Genomic DNA, 14,206 nt, shown 5'->3' on the forward strand with positions numbered 1-14,206 from the left:
CCATAGTTCTACTCATAAGGCGAGCCTCATTTGAGGCTCGCTTTTTTTATGATTCGGCGGGTCCGGTATCAGGATGCTTTTTAGACTCCTACGCTCAAACAAATTTAACTGAATTACCCTCATGATCCGTTGAACTGTCCATCCCGCTTTAGTGCTGTGACGCGAAAATGCCAACAATAGATACGTAATCATGGCAATCCAAATTTGTGTTAACACCGCATTTCTTGAAGTGCCCACAAACGCTTTGATCTTCAGGTTTTGTTTGATCGCTTTGAAGAACAACTCCACCTGCCAGCGATCCTTATAAATCGCTGCAATTGTGGCCGCCGCCAGCTGAAAGTTGTTGGTGAGAAACTCATAGAATTTGCCGGTTGTTGCGTCACGATAGCCAATTCGACGCAACTTCGGTGCGCCGCGTTTGATCGCATGAGCGCTGGATAATTGAATGACCTGATCACTGATAATACCTTTGCTGCTGTCGGCATAGCGACGTTCTTCCACGCGATAGACGGCTTTGGCGCGCAAGCGGGTTACAAAGAAAACTCCTTTATCTGTCAATAACTTAAACCAGCGGTAATCCACGTAGCCTTTATCAAACGCAACGATGCTGCCTTTGGGAAAATCAAATTTTCGTCCCTCAATCATGTCGTTTTCCTGGCCATCACTGAGTGCGACAAACTCCGGCACTTGGGTGCCATGATTCAGGCCAACACTTAATTTTACATTTGCTGTGTCATCTCGATGCGCCGCCCAGGGAAATACCGACAGCGATAAATCAATCGCGCTGGCATCAAGGGAGTACAGCGGATTTTTAAACTGGAATTTGTGTTTGCCCTGCATGGATTTACAGCGGTGAAGCAGACGAGCAAATACGTGTTTGTAGAGTTCGGCGGGCTGTACTTCGTTGATTCGTGCCAACGTTGAACGGGCTATTGGCTTGGCACCGAGATGATAAAGTTTATGCTGCTGTGCTTCGAGATTGGATTGAATATCACGCAAGCTTTGGCGGCCAGAGAGCTGCGACATGGCCATGCCGACAAATTGATCCCAGCGGGTGGCCGAGCGCAATTTTTGGCCGACATGATGCTTTTTAGCTTCCGCTTCAAATTCATGTCTCGATAAAGGTTTGAGTAGTTGATGAAATGCGGTGTTAGAATGTGACAAAGCCTGTTTTCCTTTGTTTTACCAATGTTTGGTCGCACTTACATTGTATCAACTTGGAAAACAGGCTTTTCTTTTATCTACAAACTATGGGACAGCAGTGGCGTCATGCCGCTTTTTTATTGGTTAATCTGGATAAAACCCTCACTGGGGTTTTGACAATAAAGGATTACAATTCTTTATTGTCACCCTGCCTTCCAGCAAATTCCCTTTGGAGTACTCACGAAAAATACACTGGTTTTTGGCCGGATCGTAATTTTCAATCCAGAGGTTATCGTCCTTCCAGGTTGCTTGCATATGCATTTCGCCATCGGGAACAGTGAGCGTCATCACTCCCCCCCAATGCTTTACAAAATATTGCTCGTAGTGAAACACATACATACCCCAGCCAATAATAAGAACGATCAGGCCTCCAATAAAACCCACTTTGGCTTTGAAATAACGTCCAATGCCCCAGAATACAAAGAGGCTAACGGCAATAACAGCAAACCAGTAGAGGTACGTAATCATGGCGATACTCCTTCGATGATTAGATGAGGGCACATCAGAATAACCTGGGCCCAAACAGGATCATCGACGAGTTTAGCACTCTTTAGCGATATATTTAGCCTTGGCCCGGCGCAATCCGACCATTAACCCCAACAGGGCAAGCATCCACAGGCCGACAGAACTGCTGCCATCACTCTTTTTATTGATGAGGGTATTTTTGACCGGATTAAGGGTTGCTGCTGAGTTGGGATCTGCGTTGACAACCAGGATATTGCTAATCAGCACCAGGTGGCGATCATCAACAGTGACGTTATTTGTAGCGTCTTCAGCGGTATAGTCACGCAGGGGGATTGCATCCAGGGGCGAGCGCATATTGAAGCGATTCAGGGCAGCTATGGCATCCAGGACGTCAATACCACTGATCACCTGGCCGAAAACGGTAAATCCGCCATTTTGGGTATCCAGATTTTCCGCATTCACATCATTCAGGTTGAAAAACCACTGGCTGCTGGCGGTATCCGGACCTGAGGATTGCTTAGCCATGGCAACTGTGCCACGCACATTCGAATAGATTGGCTGGTTGGTGATTTTGGGGCCGGTTTTCACCGATTTCAGCGGGAGGCTGCCATCGTAAAAATAACCACCAGCCTGGACAACATACAATTTTCCTGACGATGAGCTGGTTACGCGGTGAATCACGTTATTTTCGTAATTACCGTAACCCTCTGCACCTTCGACATAGTTGAGGAAGTTATCAACGGTTGCCTTGGTTGCCGGGTCGTGATCGAACAAGTTAATTTGAACATTGCCCAAAACCGTTTGCACCTCCACTATCGTTGCGTGGGCATGGGCACCACATAACAAACCAAGCCCAAGGGCAGTGGTTTTCAGGGGGTGGCCGATAACGTTGTTCAGGATTTGAGCAAACGGCAATTTCATTATGGTAATAACCTCAAGGTTGATCTTGGCAAATAATGGCATATTAGCCGAATGGAGGCATGACAACACGACTTCCGTTGTAGCATTTTGTAATCTGCCGTTATACGCGCCTATTCATCGATACACTTTAACCAGTGTCCGTTGGCCTGGGGCTTTACTTCATAGCGCGCCCAGAGACGGAATTCAGTGCGCAGGCAAATTCCCGTTGCATAGGCACCATCGCCCGCCACCGTTTTATAAATAACCTGATCCTTATTCGCCGACGGGCTGCTGTCAGCGGCGTCTATGACTTGGCGCACACTCCACAAGTTCCCCAGTTTGCCATTGCTGTAGTAGCGACCTGCAATAATCTCATTGGGATGGGTAATATTTTTTTCAGCGTGTTGTTTGGCCAACTCCAATAGCTGGGTCAAGTTGTCATGCGTAATATCGATATAGGAATCCAACTCTTCCATAGCCGCCGAAAAGTCCTCCTGGGTCAGCTCGTATTGACGCTCTGAAGTTTTGGTTGGCTTGGCCAGGGTTCGGCGAGTGAGATGGGCCGGGTAGCGCCGCCAGGGAAACAGCGCATTAAACGCAACCGCCATTAGCAGGATACTGGTCACATTCACCAGGATAGGCATCAACAGGTAGTAGTATTCCAGGCGGTAGATTTCAGGCCCGCCAATCACCGCGGCAAGCGCAGTCGCACCGCCGGGTGGATGAATACAGCGTGCATAGTGCATGGCACCGACAGCCAGACCGACTGCCAGCGCGGGAGTCCAGGTTTGATCCGGGAACATCTGCTGGCAGCTGACACCGACAAAAGCGGAAATCAAGTGTCCGCCCAATACTTGCCATGGCTGTGACAAGGCTCCCTGGGGGACAGCAAATAGCAATACGGCTGACGCTCCCATGGAGGTCACCATGATCAATGTGCCTGCAGTGTGCATAAAACCATGGGGGAAATACCAGCGGGTTCCCCAATAGACAGCCAGGATACCCAGGAAAGCCCCCAAGGCAGAAACCAGTTTCTCGTGATGACTCGTGGTATTGCGCTCTATCCCCAATAACGCGCGAGCTTCATGCAGCCAATGATTAACAGACATAGGTATTGTTCCGCACCATAAAAGTGCAGCATCCTAGTGCGAGATGCTTGGCAGATCAAACTCATTCGCCAAATCCTTACACAAAATAAACAGGCAGGATTGACCTGGATCATTGGCCCTGTACCCGCTTGACCTTACCATGATGTCAAGGATTATCCTGAGCCTGGATAATTACCGAAAAGAGGCGTGTTTGTATGTACCGTTTCCATGTTCCTGCGATGACCTGTGATGGCTGTGCACGCGCAATCACCCGTGCAATCCAGCGGCAAGATCCGCAGGCCAGTATCAGTGCACTCCCCTCAAGCCACCGGGTAGATATCCAAACCGGATTGGACAAGGGCCAACTGGTGCATATTCTGGAAGAGGCCGGCTACGGCGATGGGTTGGAGGAAATCCCGCATGGCTAATACTGCGACAGAAGCAAGTCTCGACCTGCACATTGAAGGGATGACCTGTGCCTCTTGTGTCGGCCATGTGGAGCGCGCCTTGTCCAGGGTAGTTGGCGTCACCGGGGTGAATGTCAACCTGGCTACTGAACGGGCGCATATCGAGCTGGCTGATGGTACGGACACAGCCGGTATTACCCCGCAATTGATCAGCAGCGTAGAAAAAGCAGGCTACGATGCCAGCTTACTCACTACAGACGCCACGGCTATCGATGACAAGGAGGAAGAGCGCAACAACCTGCAACGCCAATTGTGGATAGCCGCCTTGTTAACCCTGCCTGTGTTTTTACTGGAAATGGGCGGACACCTGATCCCTGCCCTGCACCACTGGATCATAGCGACCCTGGGAAATAACCATTGGATCATACAGGCCATATTAACGACATGGGTCATGTTCGGCCCCGGGCAGGTCTTTTATCGCAAGGGGCTGCCAGCCCTATTCCGTTTGCAACCGGATATGAACTCACTGGTTGCCCTGGGTAGCCTTGCGGCCTGGGGATATTCGCTGGTCGCCACCTTTAAAGCCGATTGGTTGCCTGCCCAGGCTGTCCATGTCTACTACGAAGCAGCTGCAGTTATTGTCACCCTTATTTTGTTGGGCCGTTTGCTGGAGGCTCGTGCCAAAGGGCGTACCAGCGAAGCCATTCGCCAGTTAATCAAACTCCAACCACACAAGGCTCAGCGCCTGCGCGATGGCCAGCCCGAGGAAGTTGATGTCACTGCCCTGAAACCGGGCGATGTCGTATTGGTGCGCCCCGGTGAGCGTATTCCCATGGATGGCCAGTTACTTGAAGGCCAATCCTATGTCGATGAATCCATGATGACCGGTGAGCCCTTGCCTATTAACAAAAAAGCCGGCGATAACCTGATTGGTGGAACACTCAATACCACAGGTTCCCTTACCTATCGACTCACCCATGTTGGCAAAGACACATTACTTGCCAGGATTATCCAACTGGTTGAACAGGCGCAGGGCAGTAAGCTGCCTATCCAGGCAGTCGTAGATCAAGTCACGCGTTGGTTTGTACCGGCAGTGATGCTGATTGCACTGGTGACGTTTGCCGTTTGGCTGGCGGTTGGTCCGCAACCGGCACTCAGTTTTGCCCTGGTCAATGCAGTTGCGGTACTGATTATTGCCTGCCCCTGTGCCATGGGCTTGGCGACACCAACATCGATTATGGTGGCCACAGGCAGGGCTGCGAACCTGGGAATACTCTTTCGTCGAGGCGATGCATTGCAAACCCTGGCAGAGGTTCGTGTTATCGCCTTTGATAAAACCGGAACCCTGACGCAGGGCAAACCTGAATTGACAGACTTTATCGTCGCAGACGGTATCAACAGTGCGGAGTTGCTCGCCCTTGCAGCAGCGGCCGAACAACATTCGGAACATCCTATCGCCCAAGCGTTGATCAAGGCTGCCGCTGCACAGGCGTTAACGCTACCCAGGCTCCTCCAGTTTGAAGCAATTCCCGGGTTTGGCCTAAAAGCAAAACTCGAAACCCCGGCGGGCGAACAAATCCTGTATATCGGAGCCGATCGATTAATGGTGCATATAGGCTTGGCGATTGACAGCCTATCGGCTAATGCAGAGCGCCTCGCCCACGAAGGAAAAACCCCGATTTACCTCGCCGTAAATGGCCGTGTAGCGGGCATCATGGCATTGGCTGACACCATCAAGCCCGGCACCAGGGAGGCCCTGGATACCTTGCATCAACTTGGCTATAAACTGGCCATGGTCAGCGGAGATAACACGCGCACGGCACAGGCAATTGCCAGACAACTGGGGATTGATGATGTGGTTGCTGAGGTATTACCGGAACAAAAAGTCAATGTTGTAAAAACACTGCGCCAACGCAAGGGAAAAATTGCATTTGTCGGCGATGGTATCAACGATGCCCCTGCCCTTGCTGAAGCCGATGTTGGCCTGGCCATGGGAACAGGTACCGATATCGCCATTGAAAGCGCGGATGTTGTTTTAGTGCGCGGCGATGTTAATGCAGTTGCACAAGGGCTGGGATTGGCGCAGGCAACCATGCGCAATATCAAACAGAATTTATTCTGGGCATTTGCTTACAATGTGGCCTTGATTCCCCTGGCGGCCGGCCTTGCCTACCCGGTGCTGGGTATCCTGTTGTCACCTGTTTTTGCCGCAGGCGCCATGGCCTTGTCCAGCGTATTCGTGGTGACCAATGCACTTCGCTTACGCTCCTGGCGTGCAACCTGATGGAGATGTCCCCATGAGTGCCAACCGACAACACACACCAACACTGGAATTGGCAGATGCCCATGCACAAGGGCTCTATAGCATCGGTGAGGTCGCCAGGCATACTGGTCTGAGCGCTAAAATGATCCGTCACTACGAATCCCTGGGGCTGGTAAACCCAACAGGCCGCACCCAGGCTAACTACCGTTTATATCGGCCCCGGGATATCCATCTATTGAAGTTTATTCGCAGCGCCCGCGACCTTGGCTTCTCCATGAAACAGATCGCTATTTTGCTTGACCTGTGGCAGGACGCCGGACGCAATAGTGCCGAAGTAAAACAACTGGCACTGGAGCATATTCGCACTATGGATGAGCGGATTAACGCCTTGCAACATATGCGCGAAGCGTTGAATGCCCTGGCCAACCAATGCCATGGCGATCATCGCCCGGATTGCCCTATCCTTGAGGGGATTGAAGGTCTCGCCGGACTGACCAATTGCGTTATTATTGAGCCCTGCTGCCAACATTAATAGCCAACCATGACGCTGACACAACGCTATCACAAATGGATCATTGCGCTTTGCCTGTGGTTACCACTGCAGGCAATAGCGGGCCAATGGGCTCATTGTGTCCAGCTGGACGCCCTGACAGCAACATCTGCTGCAACATTGGAACACACAAATCCAACACCGGGGTGCCATCAAACTACACCAACAGCAGCCAACGACAGCGCCCCTCAAAACACTGATTCCCGTTTTAGTTGCAAACACTGTCAATTTGCATGCCACTGGCATTCTGCGGCAATAGAAACCACAGTAATATCGGTACTTATGCCACAGGACCTGCTCACAGTTCCTTTCCTGTTCTTATCACCTGATTCGATAGTCCTGGCAACTCCACAGCGTCCCCCCCGATTCTCGTCAAGTTGATGCGATTAATAGCCTGGCTTTGCCACGCCTTTTAAAAAACCTGTACGAGATACACTCCATGAAGCCTGTTCCATACTCGGCCCATCGGCTATTCCGATGGCTGCTGGTTATCAGCAGCCTGGCCATGAGTGCCTGCGCCACGCGTGAACCACTGTCCAGCCTGCCCCAAGCGCAGGAACAATTTGCACAGACTTACCACCAATCCTGGCCAGGATTGGTTTTACATAACGCCAATCCCCAGGAGTTACCGACGTCCAATGTATTCATTAAGCCCCTCGATTTGCCGACCAGCTTGCAGCTCATGCTGCAGTATTCGCCCCAGGTGCGTAAGGCTATCGCCCGCCTGGGCATTGCCGATGCCAGTGTGTTGCAAGCGCAACTTATCGATAACCCTCATCTGGCACTAGGAGCCCTAAGGCCCGAGGATGGTGGACGCTGGCAATTGGAAACGGGTATCAGCCAGCCCTTGCTCAGTTTTTTCACGCGCCCCTTACAGCGTCAATTAGCACAGCAACAATTAGCCAGTGCACAATTGGAATTACAGGTATCCATCCATAAGTTGATCAGTACAACAACACACAACTACTACGAAGCCCTGGCAACACAACAAGAAAAAGCCATGTACGCGCAATTGCTTGCCACTGCACAGGCACAGCACGACCTGGCACAAGGGCTCTATGCAGCGGGCAATATTCCCGAGAATCGCTTTCTCTATTATCAAAAAGAATTAAACCTTGTGCGCCTGCAACAACTGGATGCCGTGCAGAAGGCTGAATCCGCGCGACTGACCTTATTGCAACAGCTGGGCATAGCCTCAACCAGCGCTATTACCCTGCCAAATGATTTACCACTCCCACCGCAAGACAGGTTTAATCGACACCAATTGCTGGCTGATGCCATGGCAAGCCGCCAGGACTTGCAATTGATTCGGCTGCAACAGGATCAATTGCAGCAACGCAGGCAGCTATTGCGCAAGGAATCCGGCTGGCGCGATATGAAACTAGGCGTCAATGCAGAACGTGAATTTGACGGTGCAGTGAATATAGGGCCAGAAATTGAATTTGCACTCCCCCTGTTCAATCGTGCACAGGGGAAACAGGCTGTGCTGGATGCAGAACTGGCTATTGCACAAGCCAATTACGATCAGACCCTATTAAACATAGAAAGGGAAATTACCCAGGCATTGATGACGCTCGATGCAACACAGCAATCCCTGGCCCTGCTACAAACTACCCTGCCCATTGCTGAAAAGCGCCTTGTTCTGTCGCTGCGCGAAGTGAACTTTATGCTCGCCAGCCCATTTGAATTATTGAACGATAAACGTGAAGTAATTAACTTGCACAAACAAAATATCCAAATCCTTAAAACCTACTGGCAGGCCAGGGCAGACCTGGAATTGGCCATCGCCAAACCACTAGCAATAGCATTGCAATCCATGCCAGGCACACAGCATCAGCATTCGCATCAGGAGCATCATCATGATTAATCGTCGCAACTTATTAATCAGCAGTGCTGCCGGACTGGTTGCTGCCAGCTTGCCCTTGCGAGCCCAGGAACACCATGCGCATGATCATCACGCCATGCAGGACAAGGTTGACCATTCAACCCATCACCACCAGGACCAACCCGCATCACCACATAATCCAAGCCAGGGGCATCACCATAATATTGAGGGGAAATCCCTTTTTAATCAGGAAATTCCCCACGTCAGTACCCAAAAACCTGCAATCACGGATCAGGGATATCGTCCGGTGATAACACCTAACGGGCGCACACTGGGTTACAAAATGAATGCAGGGATTAAGGAATTTCACTTGATCGCCCAGGAAATTGAACACGAATTTGCTCCTGGCACAAAAATCAAAGCCTGGGGCTACAACGGCAGTACACCCGGCCCCACCATCGAAGTGGTAGAGGGCGACCGCGTGCGCATTTTTGTTACCAACCAATTGCCCGAGCACACCAGTATCCACTGGCATGGCATTCTCTTGCCCTGGGGGATGGATGGTGTCAGCGGTTTAACGCAAAAGCCTATTCAACCGGGTGAAACCTTTGTGTATGAATTTACCCTGCAACAACACGGCACCCACATGTATCACCCACACGCCGACGAAATGGTGCAGTTGGCCATGGGCATGATGGGTCTGTTTATCATTCATCCTAAAACACCCGATGAACCGGTGGTGGACCGCGATTACGCCTTACTGCTGCACAATTGGGCCGTTCACCCGGGCACCTATAGGCCCGACCCGAGTGTAATGAGTGAATTTGATTTATGGACCATGAACAGCAAGGTATTCCCGGCAATTGAATCCATGGTCGCGCAAACCGGTGAGCGGGTGCGCATCCGCACCGGCAATCTGTCCATGTGGAACCACCCGATTCATTTGCACGGCGTGCAATTTGAAGTCACCGGCTCCGATGGTGGCCGCTGGCCACAACATCAATGGCGCAAGGAGGTCACCGAAATTGTCGGCGTGGGACAGGCGCGCGATATTGAATTTACCGCGGTGCCGGGCGATTGGGCTTTCCACTGCCATATGAGCCACCACACCATGAATGCCATGGGGCACGGTATTCCCAATATGCTCGGGGTAAAACAACCGGAGGCGCAAATAGCACAGCTAGTGCCCGGCTATATGGCCATGGGTGAACAGGGCATGGGCGGACACCAGGATCACACCGACTCAGGCCATATGCCCGGCCCGGAAAATACCCTGCCGATGATGATGGGCAAGGGGCGTTACGGCAATATCGAAATGGGCGGCATGTTCAGCCTGGTCAGGGTGCGCGATCTATTGGATGGCGATCCCGGACTCTATTCGCCGCCCGAAGGCACTCAGGCAAAACCGGTGAATGCCCTGCCCGAGGGGATTCCCGTTTAGACTTTCCCCGCTCATGGACGAGCGCAACCGTCAAAGGACACCCATCCGCGCCGCTTGTCCGACCCGGACTTGCAGCAATTAAAGGACGATATATTGCACGAGTTGGGCATTGAGCCATAAAAAATTTCCGGGAGAAATTTTCAACGCCGCGTCAGCGGCGGCCCGGAGGGTGGTCGCCAGGGATAGCAGGCCATAAAAAACCATCACATCTGTTGCTGTTGTTCGCTGGGATTTTTATCGCGCAACAAAATCCAATACGGTGGCGTTGATGCAATAACGTGGTTTGCCATTGGGGCCATCATCAAACACATGGCCCAGATGGATACCCGAAACTTTCGCGCGAATTTCCGTGCGCCGCATACCATAGCTGTTATCAGGCTTTTCAATGACGGCACCATCGACCGCTTTGGTAAAGGACAGCCAACCAGTTCCAGAGTCAAAGCGGTCACGCGTATCAAATAAGGGAGCACCACTTAACTTGTCTACAAAAATACCGTCCGGTGTATTCTTGAAAATTTCGTATTGTTTGCAAAATCGGGCGTCGGTACTTTCTTCGAATGCAACATTAAATGCTTCGCTGTCACCGAGTTTGAACTTACCTAACAGTAAATAGAATTGTTCGGGGCTCATGTAACCCTGGCGGCCAAATACTTCCTTGCCATCCTGCACTAATAAAATCGTGGGTGTAGCCCAGGTCGGTGTTTTTAATACCAGCCCATTTAGTTGGGTTGCATAACGAAAATGCATCGGGATATCACCTTTATAGCCTTGGGCAACATCCTCTTTAAATTTTTTACAGTAGGGGCAAAAGTCTTCGGCATCAATCACCAGGATATGCTTGCCGTTAAGCAGGGCCGTATTATCGACCATCGGGATCGATTTGATATTGTCTTCAAAGCGCACCCCCGTGGAGTGATCCGGACAGTAACCATTAGGTTTTTTGGCAAGGTAGTCCTGATGGTAATCCTCAGCGGGATAGAATTTCACCAAGGATTTTATTTGCGTAGTGATTGCCCCGTAGCCTGCTTTGGTTAACAGTACCTGATAGGCAATTAACACCTGCTGTGCAATCCCGGCCTGGGCTTCGCTGTTGGTTAAAATAACGGAGCGGTATTGCGTACCCACATCATTCCCCTGGCGATTCAACTGGGTGGGGTCATGCATTTCAAAATAGCGTTGCAATAATACATCCAGGCTGATGACTGTCGGGTTGTAGGTGATTTGTACGACTTCCGCATGATTGTTTGGATTGTGTTTATTGGTGTATTGCGTGATTGCCCTGTAATTTGGCTCAATCCCCTTGCCATCGGCATAACCTGCAACCACATCGACCACCCCCTTGATCGCTTCAAAGCGCTTTTCAACACCCCAAAAACAACCTGCCCCGACAACGATGGTGTCCAGGTTGCGGGTGGCAGGCATATCCTTGGGCTCTGCCTGTGCATAAGCCCCCAATAGCCAACTATTCACAAGCAATATCAGTAACAATCTGGCTTTAAGCATGACATTCTCCAGGCGCCAATAAATTCTCTGGTTAGAGTTTGATATAGGGGGATTTGTTACAAGCTGATAACAACTAAATTTTGCATCTTCATTGTGCACGCCCCTCATTTTACGCACCAAAAAATAAAAATTGCGCCACATAAATGAGTCTATATTGGTGCTACACCAGAAAATAAACATAATAAAGCACAAAAATAGATCAATTATGCATTGAGTGATCATTTTTATAGGATTGGCCCCCAGTTTGCTATGTATCGCTATATCCAATCATATATATCGATGTATAACCTTGAGCAATAACAACTCCATCAAATCCGTTTGTCCCTATTGCGGCGTTGGTTGCGGCATAGTGATAGATGTCATAGACGGCAAGATTGCCAAGGTGTCCGGTAATAAGCGTCTTTACGCCAAGGGGAATACCTGTAATTCAGATCAAGCCAGGTTCTGCGCTAAAAAAATTTAACCATCGATATATACATATAAATATATCGAATTTTACTTAAAGACCGAGGACAGACCATGAAACAAAAGATGCAAACACAACATCTGAAACCCGCACCATTAGCCACTGTAATTGCCACAATATCTGCACTGGGTATTAGCGCCACTGTACTCGCCAATACCGGCGATCCAAAACTCGAAACCATTGTGGTCACCGCCAATGCCCAGGATACCGAGCGCGACAATACCCAGCGCATCAGTATTGACACTATCCGCGCCCACGATAAGGAAACGGTGGGCTCAGCCCTAAACCTCAGCAGCGGCGTCAGCTTAAGCAAAATAGGCGCGCGCAATGAAGAGATGGTCTATGTGCGCGGTTTTGACCTGCGCCAGGTTCCGGTATTTCTCGATGGTATTCCGGTCTATGTGCCCTATGACGGCTATGTGGACTTGGGCCGCTTCAATACCTTTGGTATCGCCCATATCGATGTGGCCAAGGGTTTCAGTTCGCTGATTTACGGCCCCAATACCCTGGGCGGTGCGATCAATCTGGTCAGCCGCAAGCCGGGCGATTTATTGGAAGGCGAAATCGGTGCCGGTACCACCTGGGCAGATGATGGCGACAACAATTCCCGCCGGGTTTACGCCAATATCGGCAGCAATCAGGGCGGGTGGTATTTGCAGGGCGGAATCTCTTACCTGGATATGGATTATTTCGCCCTGCCCGATGACTTTCCTGAACGGCGCTTTGAAGATGGCGGCAAGCGCGAGAACAGTTACAGCGACGACCGCAAGTACAGCCTCAAGCTGGCGCTGACCCCCAACGCAACAGATGAATACAGCCTGAGCTATTCATCGCAACAAGGTGAAAAGGGCAACCCGCCCTATGCCGGCGCCATCGGCACCATCAATGCCCGCTTCTGGCAGTGGCCCACCTGGGATAAAGACAGTCTCTATCTGCTCTCCAATACCCAATGGGACAGGGTCAGCTTGAAAGTGCGCGCCTATCACGACACCTATCAAAACTCACTGTTCACTTATGACGACGCCACCTACACCACCCAGAACCGTCCCTCATCGTTCAGAAGCTGGTATGACGACTACACCAACGGCGCCAGCGCCCAACTGGATTTCCGGTTGAGTGAGCGCAACCTGCTCAAGGCGGCCTACCATTGGAAAGAGGATGTGCATCGCGAATACAACGCCGGCGAGCCTGTGCGCCGCACCAGTGATCGCACCCAATCTGTCGCATTGGAAGACACCCACAATATCAGTGATACCTTATCGCTGGTTGCCGGCGTTTCCCACGATTGGCGCGAAAGCCTGGAGGCAGAAGACTACAATGCGAATACCGGTGAAATTTCAGATTTTCCCAAAGGCGACAACAGCGCCAACAATATCACCCTGGGAGTGTTTTATCGTTTATCGGATGAGAGTCGCATCCACCTGACCGCTGCACGCAAACACCGTTTTGCCACCATCAAGGATCGTTTTTCCTATCGCATGGGCAGCGCTATTCCCAATCCGGAGTTGCGCAGTGAAGCCGCTGACCATATAGAACTGGGTTACGAGTACACGCTGTCCACGCACTTGCGCTGGGATATCAGTGTGTTCCGTTCAGACATTAGCGATATGATCCAGGCCATTAGCATTCCTGCCAGTGCTTGCAGTTCGCCGCCCTGCTCGCAAATGCAAAATATCGGCGAAGTGCGCGCAACCGGTGTGGATACCGGGGTTCGCCTTTCGCTCAACCATTGGGAGTTGGGCGCCGCCTACAGTTACCTTGAACGCGACAATATCACTTCACCCAGTGTGCATTTAATTGATACACCACGCCATAAGATCGCAGTAGATCTGCGTTGGAATATCACCGATGCCTGGAACCTGACAGCAACCACCGAGGCCGCGTCCTCCCGCTACACCACCAGCAATGGAGTGCAACAAACCCGTGGCTTTGGTGTGACCAATCTAAAAACCGGCTATCGCATTCTCGATGAAAAATTATTGATCGAAACCGGTGTACGCAATGCGTTTGATCGCCTGTATGAGTACAGTGAAGGTTTCCCTGAAGCGGGCCGCACCTGGTTCTTGCAAATGAATTACAGTCTCTAGGAGGCGGC

General features: G+C 51.0%; 12 protein-coding genes. 7 read left to right on the forward strand and 5 right to left on the reverse strand.

The window, feature by feature from the left end; genetic code table 11:
• Positions 1 to 12: 12 nt before the first annotated feature.
• The 4 genes from CJA_RS09830 to CJA_RS09845 form a co-directional block, all read right to left on the reverse strand.
• On the reverse strand, positions 13 to 1,164 hold the full coding sequence (locus CJA_RS09830; protein ID WP_012485938.1) for an IS4-like element ISCja2 family transposase: 1,152 nt from the start codon (positions 1,162 to 1,164) through the stop codon (positions 13 to 15).
• A 141-nt stretch (positions 1,165 to 1,305) separates the two neighbouring features.
• The gene (locus tag CJA_RS09835; protein ID WP_012487626.1) at positions 1,306 to 1,671 is read right to left on the reverse strand and encodes a hypothetical protein; all 366 of its coding nucleotides are present in this window, start codon (positions 1,669 to 1,671) and stop codon (positions 1,306 to 1,308) included.
• A 72-nt stretch (positions 1,672 to 1,743) separates the two neighbouring features.
• Positions 1,744 to 2,589: a peptidylprolyl isomerase gene (locus CJA_RS09840; protein ID WP_049765523.1), complete on the reverse strand. Its 846-nt coding sequence runs from the start codon at positions 2,587 to 2,589 to the stop codon at positions 1,744 to 1,746.
• Between the two features lie 110 nt (positions 2,590 to 2,699).
• Positions 2,700 to 3,677 carry an HPP family protein gene (locus CJA_RS09845; RefSeq protein WP_012487628.1) on the reverse strand — a complete coding sequence of 326 codons (978 nt, stop codon included), beginning with the start codon at positions 3,675 to 3,677 and terminating at the stop codon, positions 2,700 to 2,702.
• Between the two features lie 194 nt (positions 3,678 to 3,871).
• Between CJA_RS09845 and CJA_RS09850 the strand changes: the two genes are divergently transcribed.
• The 5 genes from CJA_RS09850 to CJA_RS09870 all read left to right on the forward strand — a co-directional run bounded on the left by CJA_RS09850 (position 3,872) and on the right by CJA_RS09870 (position 10,142).
• Positions 3,872 to 4,084, forward strand: coding sequence for a heavy-metal-associated domain-containing protein (locus tag CJA_RS09850; protein WP_012487630.1), 213 nt, complete (start codon positions 3,872 to 3,874; stop codon positions 4,082 to 4,084).
• Positions 4,077 to 6,347, forward strand: a complete 2,271-nt coding sequence (locus CJA_RS09855; RefSeq protein ID WP_148208844.1) for a heavy metal translocating P-type ATPase — start codon at positions 4,077 to 4,079, stop codon at positions 6,345 to 6,347. Before CJA_RS09850 ends, CJA_RS09855 begins: the two co-directional genes overlap by 8 nt.
• A 13-nt stretch (positions 6,348 to 6,360) precedes the next feature.
• The gene (cueR, locus tag CJA_RS09860; RefSeq protein ID WP_012487632.1) at positions 6,361 to 6,858 is read left to right on the forward strand and encodes a Cu(I)-responsive transcriptional regulator; all 498 of its coding nucleotides are present in this window, start codon (positions 6,361 to 6,363) and stop codon (positions 6,856 to 6,858) included.
• Positions 6,859 to 7,315: 457 nt separating this feature from the next.
• Positions 7,316 to 8,743 (forward strand): TolC family protein, encoded by a 1,428-nt coding sequence (locus CJA_RS09865; protein WP_041551429.1) that lies wholly within the window; start codon positions 7,316 to 7,318, stop codon positions 8,741 to 8,743.
• The gene (locus CJA_RS09870) at positions 8,736 to 10,142 is read left to right on the forward strand and encodes a multicopper oxidase family protein (RefSeq protein WP_012487634.1); all 1,407 of its coding nucleotides are present in this window, start codon (positions 8,736 to 8,738) and stop codon (positions 10,140 to 10,142) included. The genes CJA_RS09865 and CJA_RS09870 overlap by 8 nt, the downstream gene beginning before the upstream one ends.
• A gap of 234 nt (positions 10,143 to 10,376) precedes the next feature.
• On the opposite strand, the gene msrA is transcribed toward CJA_RS09870, so the two are convergent.
• Positions 10,377 to 11,645 carry a peptide-methionine (S)-S-oxide reductase MsrA gene (msrA, locus tag CJA_RS09875; RefSeq protein ID WP_041552215.1) on the reverse strand — a complete coding sequence of 423 codons (1,269 nt, stop codon included), beginning with the start codon at positions 11,643 to 11,645 and terminating at the stop codon, positions 10,377 to 10,379.
• A 214-nt stretch (positions 11,646 to 11,859) separates the two neighbouring features.
• Between msrA and CJA_RS20010 the strand changes: the two genes are divergently transcribed.
• Both CJA_RS20010 and CJA_RS09880 read left to right on the forward strand, forming a co-directional pair.
• Complete coding sequence (locus tag CJA_RS20010) at positions 11,860 to 12,108, forward strand: assimilatory nitrate reductase (protein ID WP_012487637.1); 249 nt, start codon at positions 11,860 to 11,862, stop codon at positions 12,106 to 12,108.
• A gap of 56 nt (positions 12,109 to 12,164) precedes the next feature.
• Complete coding sequence (locus CJA_RS09880; protein WP_012487638.1) at positions 12,165 to 14,198, forward strand: TonB-dependent receptor plug domain-containing protein; 2,034 nt, start codon at positions 12,165 to 12,167, stop codon at positions 14,196 to 14,198.
• Positions 14,199 to 14,206 lie beyond the last annotated feature (8 nt).

It is taken from the genome of Cellvibrio japonicus Ueda107 (assembly GCF_000019225.1).
In the GTDB taxonomy this organism is placed as follows: Bacteria; Pseudomonadota; Gammaproteobacteria; order Pseudomonadales; family Cellvibrionaceae; genus Cellvibrio; species Cellvibrio japonicus.